This window comes from Sphingomonas trueperi (genome assembly GCF_011927635.1).
GTDB classification, from domain to species: domain Bacteria; phylum Pseudomonadota; class Alphaproteobacteria; order Sphingomonadales; family Sphingomonadaceae; genus Sphingomonas; species Sphingomonas trueperi.
On record NZ_JAATJB010000024.1, the window covers coordinates 1 to 16,453 of the forward strand.

Annotated in this window: 14 protein-coding genes and 2 pseudogenes; 2 read left to right on the forward strand and 14 right to left on the reverse strand. The window is 65.6% G+C overall.

The genetic code is table 11. From position 1 onward, the window contains the following. Positions 1–58 precede the first annotated feature (58 nt). The 10 genes and pseudogenes from GGR89_RS20970 to GGR89_RS21005 form a co-directional block, all read right to left on the reverse strand. The gene (locus tag GGR89_RS20970; protein ID WP_125977429.1) at positions 59–727 is read right to left on the reverse strand and encodes an ATP-binding protein; all 669 of its coding nucleotides are present in this window, start codon (positions 725–727) and stop codon (positions 59–61) included. 330 nt (positions 728–1,057) lie between these two features. Further along, positions 1,058–1,684 carry a tyrosine-type recombinase/integrase gene (locus GGR89_RS22470; protein WP_241218052.1) on the reverse strand — a complete coding sequence of 209 codons (627 nt, stop codon included), beginning with the start codon at positions 1,682–1,684 and terminating at the stop codon, positions 1,058–1,060. A 36-nt stretch (positions 1,685–1,720) separates the two neighbouring features. Beyond that, positions 1,721–1,966, reverse strand: a pseudogene (locus GGR89_RS22935) (phage integrase central domain-containing protein); the annotation flags it as partial. Further along, positions 1,921–2,241 carry an Arm DNA-binding domain-containing protein gene (locus GGR89_RS22475; protein WP_241218051.1) on the reverse strand — a complete coding sequence of 107 codons (321 nt, stop codon included), beginning with the start codon at positions 2,239–2,241 and terminating at the stop codon, positions 1,921–1,923. The gene GGR89_RS22475 and the pseudogene GGR89_RS22935, both read right to left, overlap by 46 nt. A gap of 617 nt (positions 2,242–2,858) precedes the next feature. Next, positions 2,859–4,025 (reverse strand): NADH-quinone oxidoreductase subunit D, encoded by a 1,167-nt coding sequence (locus GGR89_RS22480; protein WP_241218054.1) that lies wholly within the window; start codon positions 4,023–4,025, stop codon positions 2,859–2,861. A 486-nt stretch (positions 4,026–4,511) separates the two neighbouring features. Continuing rightward, positions 4,512–5,297, reverse strand: a pseudogene (locus tag GGR89_RS22485) (SDR family NAD(P)-dependent oxidoreductase); the annotation flags it as partial. After that, positions 5,197–6,324 (reverse strand): SDR family oxidoreductase, encoded by a 1,128-nt coding sequence (locus GGR89_RS20990; protein ID WP_125977427.1) that lies wholly within the window; start codon positions 6,322–6,324, stop codon positions 5,197–5,199. The gene GGR89_RS20990 and the pseudogene GGR89_RS22485, both read right to left, overlap by 101 nt. A gap of 245 nt (positions 6,325–6,569) precedes the next feature. Next, the gene (locus GGR89_RS20995) at positions 6,570–7,622 is read right to left on the reverse strand and encodes a zinc-dependent alcohol dehydrogenase (protein ID WP_125977426.1); all 1,053 of its coding nucleotides are present in this window, start codon (positions 7,620–7,622) and stop codon (positions 6,570–6,572) included. Beyond that, entirely contained in the window at positions 7,619–8,629 is a 1,011-nt protein-coding gene (locus GGR89_RS21000) for a patatin-like phospholipase family protein (RefSeq protein ID WP_164542712.1), read from the reverse strand. The genes GGR89_RS20995 and GGR89_RS21000 overlap by 4 nt, the downstream gene beginning before the upstream one ends. Next, positions 8,626–9,483, reverse strand: a complete 858-nt coding sequence (locus tag GGR89_RS21005) for an MBL fold metallo-hydrolase (RefSeq protein ID WP_241213587.1) — start codon at positions 9,481–9,483, stop codon at positions 8,626–8,628. The genes GGR89_RS21000 and GGR89_RS21005 overlap by 4 nt, the downstream gene beginning before the upstream one ends. A 155-nt stretch (positions 9,484–9,638) precedes the next feature. Here GGR89_RS21005 and GGR89_RS21010 point away from each other — a divergent pair, with 155 nt between their 5' ends. Beyond that, on the forward strand, positions 9,639–11,132 hold the full coding sequence (locus GGR89_RS21010) for an MFS transporter (protein ID WP_125977423.1): 1,494 nt from the start codon (positions 9,639–9,641) through the stop codon (positions 11,130–11,132). 3 nt (positions 11,133–11,135) lie between these two features. Here the strand turns inward: GGR89_RS21010 and GGR89_RS21015 are convergent, their stop codons facing one another. The 4 genes from GGR89_RS21015 to GGR89_RS21030 all read right to left on the reverse strand — a co-directional run bounded on the left by GGR89_RS21015 (position 11,136) and on the right by GGR89_RS21030 (position 15,844). Beyond that, entirely contained in the window at positions 11,136–11,876 is a 741-nt protein-coding gene (locus GGR89_RS21015; RefSeq protein WP_125977422.1) for an SDR family oxidoreductase, read from the reverse strand. Positions 11,877–11,878: 2 nt separating this feature from the next. Next, positions 11,879–14,095, reverse strand: coding sequence for a hypothetical protein (locus GGR89_RS21020; RefSeq protein WP_125977421.1), 2,217 nt, complete (start codon positions 14,093–14,095; stop codon positions 11,879–11,881). Between the two features lie 163 nt (positions 14,096–14,258). Continuing rightward, positions 14,259–15,383 (reverse strand): L,D-transpeptidase family protein, encoded by a 1,125-nt coding sequence (locus GGR89_RS21025; protein ID WP_125977420.1) that lies wholly within the window; start codon positions 15,381–15,383, stop codon positions 14,259–14,261. 182 nt (positions 15,384–15,565) lie between these two features. Continuing rightward, a complete protein-coding gene (locus tag GGR89_RS21030) occupies positions 15,566–15,844 on the reverse strand; it encodes a hypothetical protein (protein ID WP_125977419.1) in 279 nt (92 codons plus the stop codon). Between the two features lie 259 nt (positions 15,845–16,103). Between GGR89_RS21030 and GGR89_RS21035 the strand changes: the two genes are divergently transcribed. After that, positions 16,104–16,277 carry a hypothetical protein gene (locus tag GGR89_RS21035; RefSeq protein WP_164542711.1) on the forward strand — a complete coding sequence of 58 codons (174 nt, stop codon included), beginning with the start codon at positions 16,104–16,106 and terminating at the stop codon, positions 16,275–16,277. Positions 16,278–16,453: the final 176 nt, after the last annotated feature.

Sequence of the window (16,453 nt, forward strand, 5' to 3'; positions counted from 1 at the left end):
GGATTGGCACCCGCCGAGTTTACGAGCCGCCCCCGCCAAGGGCATAGGGACACCGAAGCTAACTTATCGGCGGCCTGAAAACGGGGAGCAGGTCACGGGAAATCGTGTCAATCCCCTTGTCGGGAAACCTGGTGCGCTTAATGCCGTCAATACGCACCTGCGAACCGGTAGCGGTTGCCTCGGTATCGCTCACGTCCTCGTTGACGATGATGTCGGTCGCTGTTCCCATGTTAAAGCTGCGCGCCCGAAACCGACCATCTTCGAAGAAGACGCTCTGCACAGAGAGGTTCTCAAAATATTTCAAGCAGGTAAATCGCCCGAAGCCCTTACCACCATCCTTTGCTTTCAGCGCTGAGTAAATAGTGTCGAAGGAGTTCCTGTGCTGCTCGTTGAACCCGATCCCGTCATCAGACACGATAAATCCATCGACCTCGCCGATTCCGTCCTCAAGATCTGTCTGGCGGCTGCGGAGGATCATTACGTCGACTAGGCTGCCTTTGGCCTTGCTCAGCCGGATTGCCTGTATGGCATTGACGATGAGTTCTATGACGGGAGTATATACGGTCGTCCCGGACCGGATATTCTCTACAGCCCGTAGGATATTAACACCACTCATCTCGATCTTGCCCCAAGAATTTACTGCCCGTTCAAGCCGAATATGGAAGATACTGCAAGCGATGGGCACTGCCCGCCGTCCCGAGGATCTGAAATAGGCTAAGCCGTCCATCGATGAGATTAATTCGCTTCTGGCGCGTGAATCGCCTGGCGTACCACCTCTGGCAGCTCATCATCTGGCGCCTCTCACCCCACTCTCCCTGAGGAATCTGAGAGCTTTCTAGGCCGCAGCCGCTCAGATTCGGACAGAGGTGTGCGCCCATAACCGCGGGGATCCGGGCCCGTATATTTGACGTATATTTGACAAGTTTGGTGCTGAGCCAGCTAAGCCATTGAAAAATGGCGGACCAGGCGGTATTCGAACCTGTGGCCTCTGCCTTCGGAGCGATATGGCCGTTTAATCGTCAGCAACAGGTGATGTGAGCTTCGACTTTTTAGTGTCCTAGCTTGCCTTCAAGCGCTCGAGATAATCTGACCAGTATTGCATCATCCGAACGCGCTCGTCCCAATGCTCGCCGCGGAGATAGGCTCGACGCACGTCATTTCTCTCTACATGCGCGAGCTGCCGTTCGATCGCATCGGGGTGCCATTCCCTGCTTTCGTTGAGAAGGCTGCTGGCCATCGCGCGGAAGCCATGGCCCGTCATCTGCGTCTTGTCGTACCCAAGCCGGCGCAGGGCGGCGTTGATGGTATTGTCGGAAATCGGGCGAGCGTCTGACCGGACGCTTGGAAACAGAAGCTTCGACCTGCCGCTCATCTCCCGAAGCTCCGCTAGGAGCGCAAGCACCTGCTTGGAAAGGGGGACCCGATGCGGGCGGCCCATCTTCATCTTCTCGCCGGGGATGGTCCAGACCTTCGCTGACAGGTCGAACTCTGCCCACTCAGCAGCGCGCAGTTCGCCCGGACGCGCAAAGACGTGCGGGGCCATCCGAAGCGCCAGGGCAACTGATGGCTGACCTTCGTACCCGTCTATGGCGCGCAAGAGTGCGCCGACCTTGTCGGGTTCGATGATCGCGGCATGATGTTTGACCTTGGGCGTGATCAGGGCGCCCTGGAGATCGGCGGTCACATCTCTCTGCGCCCGTCCGGTGGCGATCGCGTAGCGAATTACGCTGCTACAGGTGCTGCGGAGGCGTCGTGCCGTCTCATAGCGGCCCCGAATCTCCACGGTCCTCAATACGGTGAGCAGCTCTGGTGCGCTGATGTCGCCGATCGGTCGAGTGCCGATCAGCGGGTTGGCGAACGCGATCAGCCAGCGGAGCTTTTCGAGGGTCGTCGCCGCTCGCCCTTCCGCCTCGATCTTCTTCAGCCATTCGTCGGCGACGGTGGCGAACGTATCTCCGGCCGAAATGCTGCCACGCCGCGCGTCAGTTTGCCGTAGGAGGAGGGGTTAATGCCCTTCTCGAGCAGTTTCCGAGCGTTCTCTCGGCGCTCGCGCGCTTCCTTCAGGGAGACGTTAGGATATACGCCCAGCGCCACCGTGCCGCGCTTGCCGTCATGACGATAGTCCCATCGCCAGTACCGACCACCGCCAGGCTGAACGAGGAGGTACATGCCGTGCATGTCCTGAGTCTTGAACGCTTTGTCCCGCGGTTTGATTCGACGGACGGCTGCATCGGTGAGCATGACGGTATCTCCTCCGCTGGTGCAGTGCTGATACCGTCAAATATACCGCCAAGGGCCGCGGGTTCCAATGGATCGACCCGGATTTGGGTGGATCAGATACCGCCAAAACCCACGCAAATCCGCCAGTTTTGGATGCCCTTGAATATCTGTGGAAAGGGGTTGCAGGAATCGAACGGCTAAAAAATAGATTTATAAATTAATTAGTTACCGCGCCGCAGCAGAAACTGAGCCCCACCTGCAAGGCCCCACTTCCTATTTATAAATGGGGTTCGAAGCATAAATGTGAGTTCATATGAGGCCTATAGCAACAGTATGGATTCCCAAGAAACTGTGATTTGCGCGGATGGGGTGACAACAAAAAATGCCGTCAGGCAAAAAATATTATGGGATCTATCAAGCAAGTATTTGTAACAATCTCATACTTGTTGCAGGTATGTCGTAATACAACGGGCGGCAGCAGGGCGGCATGACGATGCGAGGTTCAGTGCTTTCCTGGCGGAGCGCCCACCTGCCTTCAAGAGGCTCCGAATCGCTTTTCGAGAGCGGTCATCAGGGATGAAGCCCATCAGGCTCTCTGGCATCGCGCGAGCACGCGAGCAGTTGTTGGCGAAACACCATTAACGGTCGACCTCTCCGAATACGATGTCGATCGAGCCCAGCACCGCAGTCACGTCCGCAAGCATATGGCCGGCGGTCATCATGTCCATCGCCTGGAGATGGCTGAACCCGGTGGGGCGGATCTTCACGCGATAAGGCTTGTTGGTCCCGTCGCTGATCAGATAGACGCCGAACTCGCCCTTGGGCGCTTCCGTCGCGACATAGACTTCGCCGGCTGGCACGTGGAATCCCTCGGTGAACAGCTTGAAGTGGTGGATCAAGGCCTCCATCGACTGCTTCATCTCGCCCCGGCGCGGCGGCGTGACTTTGCGGTCGAGCACGGCGACCGGCCCCTCTGGCATGTCCCGGATGCACTGGTGCATGATCCGTGCGGACTGGCGGACCTCCTCGACGCGCACCATGATGCGGTCATAGCAATCGCCGCGGGTGCCGACGGGAATCTCGAAGTCCATGCGGTCGTACACGTCATAGGGTTGGGCACGGCGCAGGTCCCAGGGCACGCCGCTGGCGCGCAGGCACGGCCCCGAGAAGCCCCAGCGGATCGCATCCTGCCGCGAGACGACGCCGATATCGACGTTACGCTGCTTGAAGATCCGGTTCTCGGCGAACAGCGCCACCGCATCCTCGAACAACGTCTTGAAGCGGTGATCGAGCCAGTGCGCGATGTCGGTGAGCAGCTTCAGGGGAACGTCCTGCCGAACACCGCCGGGGCGGAAATAATTGGCGTGCATGCGCGCGCCGGACGCGCGCTCGTAGAAGTTCATGCAGTCTTCGCGTAGCTCGAACAGCCAGAGGTTCGGGGTCATCGCCCCGACATCCATGATGTGGCTGCCGATATTGAGCAGGTGGTTCTTGATCCGCGTCAGCTCGGCGAACAGGACGCGCAGATACTGGCCGCGGAGCGGCACTTCCAGGTCGAGCAGCTTCTCGATGGCGAGCACATAGGTGTGCTCCATGCACATGGGCGAGCAGTAATCGAGCCGGTCGAAATAGGGGATCGACTGGAGATAGGTCTTGTATTCGCAGAATTTTTCGGTGCCGCGATGGAGCAGCCCGACATGCGGGTCTACGCGCTCGACGATCTCGCCGTCGAGTTCGAGCACGAGGCGCAGCACGCCGTGCGCGGCCGGGTGCTGCGGCCCGAAATTCACGGTGAAGGTCTCGATCGTGTGATCGCGATAATGCTCGGGAGCGACGGAGTCCTCCTGATAAGGTGCCGGCGACGGACGTCTTTCTTCCACCATGTGCATACTCCTGTATGGGGACCGGCCTGCGATCCAATGTGCGCACGCCGGTGATTCCGGCTGCGCGGTCAGCGCGGCGGGGGCCGCGCGCCATCCTCTGCCTTCATCCGCGCGCGCACGCCGCCTTCGACCGCGCGGCCCTCTGGCATCGGCCGATGGACGTTGCCGGCGGTCGGCGGTCGGCGGTTGCGGCGTGCCCTTGCGCATCTCGGCGCGGTGGATGTTGGCGGAGAGGCGCTCGGTAAGATCGGGGAACAGATGATGCGCGCTCGACGCCATCTGCGCCTTGGCACCAACCGGGAGTTCCTCGCGTGGGTGGAGCGACACCCAGACCAGCGCGCGGACGACCTTCTCCGGGCCGTCCATCATCGCCATCCGGTCGGCGGTGCCGCTGTAATTGGCCTCGTGCCGGAAGAAGGGGGTGTCGACCGCCCAGGGCATCACCGTCGCCACCCGGATGGTGCGGCCGCGACCGGCGTGGCGGATCTCCTCGTTAAGCGCACGGCCCAGCGCGAGGATGCCGGCCTTGGTCGACGCATAGGTGGCGTGATAGGCGAGGGGCACCTCGCTCTCCACCGATCCCATGTTGACCAGAGTCCCCTGGCCCTGCGCCACGAAGCGGCGGAGCGCAGCATGGCTGCCATAGAGCACGCCCTTCAAATTGACGTCCACGATCCGCGCTTGATCGGCCACCGGCATCTCCCAGAACCGACCGTTGGCGCCCACCCCGGCGATGTTCATCCACACGTCGATCCGCCCGAAGCGGCGGGTGGCGGCTTCCGCCAGCGCTTCGATCTGTGCGGGATCGGAGACATCGGTGGGTACCACCAGCGCCTGCCCACCCGATGCGCGGACCCGTGCGGCCACTTCTTCAAGCGCATCGGCGCGGCGTGCGGCGAGGACGACATTGCCGTGCAGCTCGCCCACGCGCAGCGCCAGGCCACGACCAAAGCCGCTGGAGGCGCCGGTCACGACATAGGTTCGCCCCGCGACGCGGTTCAGATCGTGCCGCGAGACATGGGTGGAGACGGCGCAGCCGGGCAATGCCATCCCCAGCAGCGACAGCGGCGCCAGCCTGCCGGCACGCACCGTCTCAAGCCTCCACGGGGAGGGCGACTTCGGCGACACCGAAGCTGCGGTCTGCCTGCGGTGCCGGCCTGTCCTGCTCCGACACGGGCGGTGCCGCAGGTCCATAAGTGGCGCCGGCGCCGCCACGGCGGGCCAGGGCGACAGCAAGCGTACCGATGCCCAGGATTGCCGCCGCCGTCAGCGCGGGGCGCTTGGTCGCCTTCACATAGAGGCTGCCGCCGCGCAGCCAGTGCGGCTCGTGGGTGCCGCGCTCGTGACCGCCATAGCCAGCCTCGTACAGCGCCCGTTCGTGGTCGCCATTGGCCTTGCGCGTGCGCGACTGCTGGCCGGTATACATCAGGACTTCCATGATCCGGTCGGTCAGCCGCGGCGCCACGGCGCCCATCATCGCGGCGAACTTCGCCTGGCTGCCGACGAACATGTCGCGCTTCGGGTGCGCCGCGCACCACAGGATCGCCTCCGCCACGGCCTCGGGCGGGTAGATCATGCCGCGATGCACCGGCTGCATCGGCATGTAGTTGCCGGCATGCTCGTTATACGGTGTGTCGATGCGGCCGGGATGGATCAGCGAGATCGACATCGGCCAGCCTTCGCTCTCGACCTCCTGCCGCAGTGATCCGGTAAAGCCGTGCACCGCGAACTTGGCCGAGGCATAGCTGCTCTGCACCGCCGGCGCCTTGTCGCCGAAGAAGCTGCCGATATTGACGATCGCACCCGGCACGTCGCGGTCGCGATAGTGGCGCACCGCCGCGAGCGACCCATGGACCGTGCCCCAATAGACGGTGTCGAACATGCGGTGCCAATCGTCCATCGGCACTTCCCACAATCGACCGAAGATCGAGATGCCGGCATTGTTGACCCAGGTGTCGAACCCGGCGAATTCACGGACGGCGGTCTCGACCACCCGCGCGATATCCGCCTCGCGCCCGACATCGCAGACCACATGGGCGGCCCGCCCACCTTCCTCGCGGATGGTGTGCACCAGGTTTTCCAGCGCAGCACCGTTCCGCGCGGCCACCACCACTGCGGCGCCTGCCTTCGCGGCCATGCGCGCCGTGACCAGGCCGATCCCGCTGCTGGCGCCGGTGATGACCATCGTCTGCTCGGCAAGCGGCTTCAACTTGGGGGTCATGCCAGGGCTCCTGATGTGTGTTATTTAAATAGTTGATATTATTGATTTTAACATTGAAGGTCCAACGAAGGGCGGGAGCAAGAGTTCACAAGATCTCCGTGAAAAGAAGCGTGGACGCCGGTCCTGTATTCGTGCGCCAGCACCGCGATGCTGCCCATTGGCATGCTGCTGAAGGCAGGCGCGTATTCGCCCTCGCATCGGTATTTGCAGGGGGGGCGATGGAATCGACGGAGCCGCGCTGGCGGTTACATGCACAGGCCGACGAAGGTGGCGCCGGTCCGGGTCTTGTCCTTCGCCGTCTCGAACGCTTCGTTGATCCGCTCCAGCGGGAAGCGGTGGCTGATCAGCTTCTGGGTCTGCAACTTGCCGCGCGCGAGGAGTTCGATCACTTCGGCCTGCTCTGCATAGAGATCGTGGAAGGCGAAGCTGGCGCTTGGGATCAATGTGATCTCTGACATCTGGATGCGCTGCCATTCGAGCGGGATGGCGATGTCTCCTGCATCGAACCCACCGACGATGACGACCTTCCCACCCCGCCGCACCAGCCGTGTCGCGAGCGGCAGGGTCTGCGGCATGGTTTCGCCGCCCGAGCATTCGAAGACGATGTCCGCGCCGCGCCCATCGGTCATCGCCAGGATCGCGTCCTCGGCCGCGCCCTTCTCGGGCGGCATCACCTCATCGGCGCCGAGGTCCTGCGCCAGCGCGCGGGCATGGGGCACGGGATCGATCGACAGCACGTCGGCGCCGCTGGCCTTGGCGAGCATCAGTTGCCCGAGGCCGATCGGCCCCGCGCCGATGATCGCGACCTTGGCGTTGATCGTCAGGCCGGAGAGATGCTGCGCGTGCAGGCAGACGGCATAGGTATCGAGCAGTGCCGCGTCGTCAAAACCGATCGCGGCAGGCAGCTTGTGCATCTTGTGCTGGGGGCCGATCACGAACTCGGCATAGGCACGCGAGACGCTGGCGCGGCGGGTGGGATAGAGATCGGGGCAACGGTTGTACTGCTGCACCCGACACCAGTCGCAATGGCCGCAGCCGAGCACGGACTCGATCAGCACCCGGTCGCCGGGCCGGACGCGGGTTACGTCGGCGCCGACTTCCACCACCTCGCCGGCGAGTTCGTGGCCCATGATGCAGCAGCGCAGATGCTGGTCGGGCTTCTCCCAGTGCCGCAGGTCGGTTCCGCAGATCCCGGCCATCCGCACTCGCGTCTTCACCCAGTCCGCGGCGGGCAAGGTGGGCTCTTCCACCTCCACGACGGTGAAGCGTCCGTCAGCGGTCTTCAGCGCGGCTTTCATGGTGCGTTCTCCGAGTGGCCGGGGGCGAGGTGGAGTCCTTCGGCCCCTACCTGCAGCGTGCCGGTCGAGAGGCGGCGGACGAGGTGTGCACCGTCGCGGAGCCCGCTTTCCCAGCGCTGCCGCACGGAGGCAGGCGAGAAATCCATCGCCTTGCCCGCCACCTCGCGCCCCTGATCGGCATAGAGCAGCTGCGCCAGCGTGACCGAGCAGCCGCGAAAGGCAGGGTCAGTGGCATATTGCACCTGCCAGCGCCCGATCGTGCGCCGCGACTGGCTGGCGAAGGTCAGATCCTGCGCGCGCGCCGCCATGGCGCCCAGCGTATCGGGCCGGCCGCTGCGCATCGGCAACAGGTCGACGGCGATGCACAGCATGGGGCGTTCCGAAGGCGTCGACAGCGCCGGATCGAGCGGCAGGTTGCTCGCGAGGCCGCCATCGACATAGAGTCGCCCGTCCACCTCCACGGCGGGAAAGGCTGGTGGCAGGGCGGCACTCGCGCGGATATGCTCGGCGCCGATCCTGCGATCGCCGGTGTCGAACGCGACCTCCGCTCCGGTTTCGAGATCGACCGAGACGGCGGTGAATCGCGGCGTGCCGTCGTTCAATCGCGCGAAATCGACGCTGGACTCCAGCGTCGCCGCGAGAGGACTTGAATCGTACAGCGCGGGCGTAGGGGCGGCAAACATCGCCGTGCCCAAGGGCCCGAACATCCCGGGCCGTCCGCCGAGCAGCGTGGCGCTGGTCTCGATCGTCCTCCGCCAGCTCTCAGGCCAGGCTTGCCACCAGTCGAAGCCGTCCGATCGCCAGAAGGCGGCGAGCTTCGCCACTGCGACATCCGGTGCGTTGCCGGCGAAGATCGCGCCGTTGATCGCCCCGGCCGAGGTGCCGATGATCCACTCCGGTGCGATCCCGCCCTCGTGCAGCGCCTGAATGACTCCCGCCTGATAGGCGCCCAGCGCGTTGCCGCCGGCCAGCACCAGCACGATGCGGAGATCGTCCCTCGCCGTCAAAGCGGCTGCCCCGCCTGGCATTGCTCCAGCTCGACCGCGTCGTGCGCGCAGGCGATCGAAACATCCTCCCGGCCTTCGATCGAGAGGCGCCGCAGCCGCGCCTGGTTGTCCATCCGGCTGTCGGCATCGACTTCCATCAGCCGCTGATAGGCGCGCAATCCGGGCGTGCAGCGCCGCCGCGCCTGGCGCATCTCGCCGCGATAGAAATAGGCGTCGCCCGCATGGAGCAGCCAGCGGCCATCGTCGCGGCGGATCGCCACGCCGGCATGGCCCCAGGTGTGGCCGGGCAACGGCACGAGCAGGATCTCGGGCGCCAGCCCCTCCAGGTCACGGACCGCATCGAAGCCGAACCAGCGCTCGCCGCGCGCGCCATAGCCGCGCCATTGCTGGACGCCGTCCAGTTGCGGCAGCCGCCAGCGATTACGCGCAACCATTCCCGCATGCGGTCCGGTGGCGTCGTCATATTCGCGCTGCATCACATGGACGATCGCGTTGGGGAAATCCTCCAGCCCCCCGGCATGGTCGAAATCGAGATGGGTGACGACGATGTGGCGCACGTCGTCCGCACGGAAGCCGAGCGCCTCGATCTGGCGGATCGCGGTCTCCGCCTCGTGCAGGCGGATGTTGAGCATGGCGCGCCAGGCGCGGGTAATCCGCGGTACGCCGGGCCCATGCGGATGGGCGACGTCGCGCAGGCCGTAGCCGGTGTCGACCAGGACCAGGCCGTGCGCGTCCGTCTCGATCAGCAGGCAGTGGCAAACCAGCCGGCCGAGCGGCGCGATTGAGCGACCGTCGAACAGCGCACCGCCCAGCGGGCAATCGGTGCCGCAGTTGAGATGGTGGATGCGCATCATGCTCCTCGAAAGCACCGGGCTGTATGGCCTTCCCAACCGACGAGCGCCGACATCGTCCCGCGGCATCCAGGCTTTAATCCATATTTCTCGGTAACTTATGTTGGCGGACGGGTGCGGTTTGGGGCACCCGGGCGGCTGCCGCACGTTGCCGCGCGATGATCAGCCTGCAGCCGCAACCGGAAGTGTCGTCGGAGGACCGCGAGCGCGGGCTGCGGCTGCTCGTCACCGAGGCGATCTTCTCGGGCGGCACCGCAGCGCTGACTACGGGGGTGATCCTCACTGCCTTTGCGCTGCATCTCGGCGCGTCGAACGCGATGGTCGGTATCCTGGCCAGCGCGCCGTTTCTCGCGCAGCTGCTCCAGCTGCCGGCGATCGGGCTGGTCGAGCGGATGCGGGCGCGCAAGCGGATCGCGGTGTTCACCAGCCTGCTCGGCCGCCTGATGCTGGCGATCATGGCGCTGCTCGCCTTCTTCAGCGGGACCTTGCCGCTGCTCGCCTTTCTCGCGGCGCAGCTGGTGCTGTGCGGGCTGGGCGCAATCGGATCCTGCGCCTGGAACGCCTGGATGCGCGATCTCGCACCCGAGGACCGGCTCGGCACCGTCTTCGCCAAGCGGACGGTGTGGCTGACCGCGATCAGCCTGTTGCTGGGCCTCGCCGCCGCGCTCGCGCTGGACTGGACGGCGCCAGGATCGTTCGACCGCGACCTGGTCTTCGCCGGCATGTTCGCAGCAGGGTGCGTCACCGGCCTGATCAGCGCGCGGGTCGTCGCCGGCATGCCCGAGCCGCTGATGCCGCCCGCGCCGGGGCCGGTCGACCTTGTCGAGCTGCTCCGCCGTCCTTTACGCGACGGCAATTTCCGGCGGCTGCTGGTGTTCGTCGCCAGCTGGCAGTTCGCGATCAACTTCGCGACGCCCTTCTTCACCGTGTTCATCGTCCGCCAGCTCCACTTCAACATCAGCTTCGTGATGGTGCTGAGCGTCGCCAGCCAGATCGCCAACATCCTAGCGCTCCGCCTCTGGGGCACGCTGAGCGACCGCTTCGCCAACAAGTCGGTGCTGGCGGTGTGCGCACCCGCCTATATCCTGGCGATCGTGGCGATGGCGGGCGCCTCGCAATTCGCGGACCGTGACCTGGTCAAGTTGTGGCTGGTCGGCCTGCACCTGCTGATGGGTGCGACGATCGCCGGGGTGACGCTGGCCAACACCAATATCGCGCTCAAGCTCTCGCCTAAGGGCGCCGCCACCGCCTATGTGGCGACCAACGCAATCGTGACCGCCGCTGCGGCGGGTCTGGCGCCGATCCTGGGCGGGCTGCTCGCCGACTTCTTCGCCGCGCGCCAGTTCGAGCTGCTGGTGCGCTGGAGCAGCCCCAACGGCGTGTTCGCGCTGCCCTTCGTGCTGACGCGCTGGGACTTCTACTTCCTGATCGCGGGGGTGATCGGCCTCTATGCGATCCACCGCCTGTCGCTGGTGGAGGAGCATGGCGAGATCGAGCGGCGCGAGATGGTGGGGCAGCTGCTCAACGAGACCCGCCGCACGATCCGCAACATCTCGAGCGTCGCAGGCCTGCGCTCGACCACCGATCTGCCCGCCGCGCTGCTTCGCGATGCCCGCGCGCGGATGCGGCAGCGGCGCACGGAACGATCGTAGCGCTCAGCTGGTCTTCTGGACCAGCGGCTCGATCCGCAGGTTGACCACGTCGCTCGCAGCACTGCGGGTGAGCACGAAGCGGATCGCCTCGGCGATTTCCTCGGCGTGCAGCATCTCGGCCCTTGCGACGGCCTCGGCCTTCTCCTCGTCGCTGCATTCCTGCATGTCGGTATCGACCGATCCCGGCTGGATCACGCTGACCTTGATGTTCTTGCTCGCCACTTCCTTGCGCAGCGTCTCGGCGAAGGCCTGGATGCCGGCCTTGGTCGCCGCATAGACGCTCTCGCCCTTGGCCTTGATCTCGGTGCTAATCGACCCGACGAACAACAGGTGCCCGCCGCCCTGCCGCTCCATGCGCGCGATCGCCGCCTTGGCGCAGGCGAGCGTGCCGACGAGGTTGGTGTCGATCACATAGCGCCAGTCCGCATCGGCCATTTCGTGGATCGGCTGCGCGCCCAGCGCCGCACAGGTCACCAGCATGTCGACGCCGCCCAGTTCCGCATCGGCGGCAGTGAAGACGCTGTCGATACCCTCCGGGGTCGCGGCGTCGGCGACGACGCCGGTCGCCCTCGTGTGCGCCTCCGTCAGCGCAATTGCCTCGTCGAGCGGCTCGCGATGCCGACCAAAGGTGAGAATGCGCGCGCCCTCCGACGCCAGCAGGGCGAGGGTCGCGCGGCCCATGCCCGTGGTCCCGCCGGTGAGGACGATGCGTTTGCCGGTGAGTGCGGTGGTTTCAACTGCCATGATCATTCCCAGGTCAGGATCAGCCGGCCGTTCGCCGGCACGACATAGTCGATGCGATCGTCGGACGTGCCGCTCGGGCGGATCGCGTCGCCCCCGGCGGTGGTGAGGTTGGCCTTGGTCAGCTTGCGACGCTTCAGCCGCACCAGCCGAACATTGGCGGTGGCGGTCTCCCCGGCGTCGAGCTGGAGCGTGAGCGCCTTGTCGCCGGTCCGCTCCACCGCGCGAACCAGGGAGTCACAGAACAGTAGGAACGGTGCCCCGTCGATCCGGTGGAAGGCGCGCGAGGCGAAGATGAAGGCGGCCCCGGCGCCGTACACCTCCTGCCCCACCTGCCCGGCCTGCTGGCCGTCCGGGTACAGATCCTCCAGCGGGAAGGAGAGCGTGCGATCGATATGGCCGTTCGCCTCGCGCTGTTTCTCGGCGATGGCGTCGTCGGGCAGCGCGTCGGGATAATAATACCAGGCGCGCGAGAGCACGTATTTGCAATATTCGCCGATCAGCATTCGTGCTTCGGGTTCGAGCTCGGGCCCGCCATCGTCGAGATAATGGGCGAACGCCACGAAGCTGTCGAAGCACTCGTACATCGCCATGTAGGGCGCGTCCTGCAGGCATGTGACGGCCAGAAAGGTCTCGTACGATGCCGCATGGCCGATCTGGCTGTCCCAGATCACCGCATTGTGCAGGAAGCTGGCGAGATAGACATAGCTCTGCTGCAGATAGACGTCGCGATTGGTGATGCGCCACAGTCGCATGCACGCCGCCGCCCCCCAGGCGGTGAGGTTGGCCTGATAGTTGATGTCGAACCGCAGCCCCATCGCCGCGTCGATCGCCGCGCGCGCCTCGTCCAGATACTGCGTCTCGTCGGTCAGTTCATACGCCTGCAGCATCACCCAGGCATAGATGCCGCCGACGTCGGTCTGGCCGCGACCATCGGCCGGAGCTTCGGCGGTGATCACGCTGAAATCGGTGACATCGTACTGGATCGGCCAGCGATAGTCGAAATGCCGGGCGGCGCGGATGCCATAGTCGAGCGATGCGACGAACAGCTCGCGCGCCTCCGCATCGCCATCGAGGGCAAGGAACCCGAGGTTCACCAGCGGGTGGTAGAGATACCAGCTGTCGACGGCGTCGGCGTCCTTGTCCTTGCCGACATTGGGCAGATAGCGCCGCAGGGTCTTGAGCTCGGGATCATAGAATTTCCGCACCCCCGCCTTGAGCTCCGCCTCCAGCGGATGCGGCTCGCCGCGCCAATTGCCCCAGTCGTGCAGGGCGGCAATCACCGACATCTGCACCATGATGTCCGGATATTCGGCGGCGGTGTACGGGTGGACGTAGCGATGACCATAATGGCGGACGGTCGCTTCGGGCGCCTCTTCCAGGTCACGCAGCGACCGTTCGGCGCGCGCCACCCAATCGCGATATGCGACTGGCGGGGGCTCGAGCATCCTGTAGGCCGTGCCCAGCATCTGGAGGAACTGCCTCGCCGATTCCCGCTCGTGCGGCGGCGCTTCGTGGCGGAGCACCAGGATCATGTCCGACAGCCTGACCGTCTCGCCGGCGGCCAGCGCCACCTCGGCCGGGTCTGCGTCCTCGGACGGGACCGGCAGCTTGTAGCCGAGTTCGGGCCAGGCACCGCCCACCACCTCGCGTGGCTTGGTGCCGGTCGTACGGAAATAGTCGTTGGAGGCGGTCAGGTTCTGGACGTAGAGGACGTTGCCGAAGGCCGGTTCGTCGATGCGGAAATAGAGCAGCCCGGTGTTGATCCCCCGCTGCGACGCCTCCACGGTGCCTTCCGCGCGCAGGGGATCGTCGCGGCCACCCAGCGGATAGAGATCGCGGGGCACGAACGGCAGCACCGTCGCCACGGCCGGGGTAAAGCGGGTGATGATCCGGATCTGCTCCAGCGCGTCCTGCGCGGCGACGAACGCAATGACATGTTCGCCCAGCCGGCTCGTCACGCGCAGCCGCGCCGCCTCTTCCGGCGCCTTGCGGGCGGCAACGCAGTCGAAGGGGGCGGGGATGAATGCTGCACGGACGGCAAGGCCGCCCGCGCCCTCGCGACGGATAATGGCGAAGACGGAATCGCTGGTAGCCAGAATCTCCACCTGCAGCCCGCCGATCTCGAACGCTGCGATGCACGCTTCTGTCGCGCGCAGGGCGTCCCGCAGCGTGAGCAGATAGGGACTGCCGGGGGTATGGAGGATCGCCGCATCCGGCATGTGACTCTCCTGTGCAATTGCAGATCAAGGGCAAAGGATCGGGGAGGGCGCGGGTTCCGGGAAACAGGGCATTGCCTGATCCAGGCTAGGCTGTTTTTGCCGGCGTTGCCTGCGGCGGGGAGGCGGCGGCACGTTCGGCCCCTTTGGGTGTCACGCGAAGTGCTTAGCCCGCCGACAGGGCGGGGAGGTTGACGATGTATACCGGCACCGGGCGCGGCAGGTCGAAGCGCTGCTCGGCGGTGCCGTTTCCGGCGGGCGGGTGGCCGTCGAACAGCCAGTGGGCGAGGCGCTCCGCATCCTCCAGGCGCACGCAGCCGGAGCTGGCACGGCGGTCCGCATGCGCGAATGCCGCCTTCATCGGCGTGTCGTGCAGATAGATGCCGAGCCGATTAGGCAGCATGAACTTGATCTGGCCCATCATGTTGTCGGGACCCGGCAACTGGCGCATCCGGATCGTGCGGGCTCCGGCCGCAACCGCCTGCCAGTCGACGGAGGCGGGATCGATGGGGCGGGTATCTGCGCCCGCGGCGGAGAGAAGCTCGATCCGCTCGCGGGTGAGCAGGTCGGCATCGCCCGCCACGATCTTGCGGGCGCGTTCGCGAGCGAGGTCGGGCGGCAGGTTCCAATAGGGGGTGCGCACAGCATAGCGGATCAGCCCCGCCATCGGCGGCGTGGCCATGCCCGGCTTGCCGACGATCACGCGCATATGGTCCGCGATCCGGCCGCCGGCATCGAACATCCACAGCTCGGCCGAGGCGATGTTGACGACGATATGCCGGCGGCCGTCGCCGGGAAGCGCCCGCGCCGCATCCAGGCTCGCGCGGAGTCCGGGCGTCGAGGCGGCACCGGACGCTGCGACTGCCTGGTCGAGCCGGGTGTAGAAGGGGTGTCGGGCCTGCAGCCCTGCCAGATAGCGTTCCGGCGACGGCGCCTGTCTGGCTGCGTGCAGCACGGCTGCCGGCGAGGTGGGCGGTGCCAGTTCGGCATCGACATAGTAGAGGCGGTGCCCAGGGCTGGGCTGCGCCGTATCGGCCACGAAGGCGGCCAGCGCTTGCGACAGCGCCACATCGAACAAGCCCGCTTGCGCGGGACTTGCCGCGGCGAGCGCCTGCAGCCGGGGCAGGTCGTAGTGCGCGGAGTTGGGGATCGCTCGATCGCGCTCCGCCAGCAGGCCGATCAGGGTACGCGACGCGGGGGTCGGCTGGCCGCCGCTGGTCCAGAGCGGCCGATATCCGGCTTCGGCATAGGCAGGAGCAAGGGCCGGGTGCAGGCGCAGCGCCTCGGCCATGCCCGCCGGGATGCCGGCATGGGCGGTTGCATGCGGGGCATGGAGCCCGGTGCTCCCCCAAAGCTCCGCGGCAGCAACCGCGCAGAGCAAAAGGGATCCGGCCAGGCGGCGTCGCCTGGCCGGATCGTCTCCGCTACCGTCCCGGGGGCGAGGGGCGGGGGGAGAAGCGTGGAAGTCTGTCGTCAGCCGCGTTCCCCGGCGGCCGCGCCGCCGCCTGCAGCGCCGCTCGCGCCACTGCCGGTGGTGCCATAGCCGGCCCCGCCGCTGTTGGCGCCGCCGCTGCCGGACGTTCCGCTTCCCGTCGTGCCATAGGCGCCGCTGCCCGTGCCGCCGGACCCGGTCGCGCCCGTCTGGCTGGTGCTGCCGGAGCTGCCGCCGCTACTCGATCCCGTCTGGGCCACCGCAAGGCCGCCCGCGGCAAGTGCGGCCACCGCACCTGCTGTTGCAAGTCGTTTCAACATACGCCACTCTCCATCCGTTGATTGGCGCAAATAGAACTGAAGTGGAAGCAGCTGTGTTCCTGAAATAACTGCCTGAAATATGTCACTAAACTTTGTTGATCGGCAGGTTGAGGCGCCGATTGCGGCAAGCCTGCTGCGCTTGTCGCCAGCTGGCTTGCCGGCTGAAGTTCGAAGCGCCTTGGTTGATCTAAGTCACTGAAATGGTGAGGAACGCCTTTGTGCCGGCCGGGTTGAACGTCCATCAGAGGAGGCGTTCGACATGGCGCAGAAGGGTGCGGGCGGAAATCCGGGAGCGGTCACGGCCAAGGGCGGCGACGGCGCGCGTGGAAGTACGGGTACAGGCCGGGGCGGCGGCTCACGCTCGGGTGCCAAGTCCACGGCGACCAAGAAATCGCCCGACAAGGTCGGCGGCAAGAACAAGAACGAGGCGTGACCTGGTCGTGGCAGGCTGTACGTGAGGACACATTGTCATAGGAGGGCGTGCGATATCTTTCGAGATTTGCAACGATCCAGTCGACGAGCAGGCGCGGCTAGTCGAGGCGGCTCTCGGCACGACGAAAATTCGATGCGGTTCCTAGCACCAACACGGTATTGAGGCGTTCTGCTCCT

Coding starts and splice junctions, on each gene's coding strand:
- GGR89_RS20970 (WP_125977429.1), bottom strand. CDS start 727: ATGGACGGCTTAGCCTATTTCAGATCCTCGGGACGGCGGGCAGTGCCC.
- GGR89_RS22475 (WP_241218051.1), bottom strand. CDS start 2,241: ATGCTCACCGATGCAGCCGTCCGTCGAATCAAACCGCGGGACAAAGCG.
- GGR89_RS20990 (WP_125977427.1), bottom strand. CDS start 6,324: ATGACCCCCAAGTTGAAGCCGCTTGCCGAGCAGACGATGGTCATCACC.
- GGR89_RS20995 (WP_125977426.1), bottom strand. CDS start 7,622: ATGAAAGCCGCGCTGAAGACCGCTGACGGACGCTTCACCGTCGTGGAG.
- GGR89_RS21005 (WP_241213587.1), bottom strand. CDS start 9,483: ATGATGCGCATCCACCATCTCAACTGCGGCACCGATTGCCCGCTGGGC.
- GGR89_RS21010 (WP_125977423.1), top strand. CDS start 9,639: ATGATCAGCCTGCAGCCGCAACCGGAAGTGTCGTCGGAGGACCGCGAG.
- GGR89_RS21015 (WP_125977422.1), bottom strand. CDS start 11,876: ATGGCAGTTGAAACCACCGCACTCACCGGCAAACGCATCGTCCTCACC.
- GGR89_RS21020 (WP_125977421.1), bottom strand. CDS start 14,095: ATGCCGGATGCGGCGATCCTCCATACCCCCGGCAGTCCCTATCTGCTC.
- GGR89_RS21025 (WP_125977420.1), bottom strand. CDS start 15,383: ATGGCCGAGGCGCTGCGCCTGCACCCGGCCCTTGCTCCTGCCTATGCC.
- GGR89_RS21030 (WP_125977419.1), bottom strand. CDS start 15,844: ATGTTGAAACGACTTGCAACAGCAGGTGCGGTGGCCGCACTTGCCGCG.
- GGR89_RS21035 (WP_164542711.1), top strand. CDS start 16,104: ATGGCGCAGAAGGGTGCGGGCGGAAATCCGGGAGCGGTCACGGCCAAG.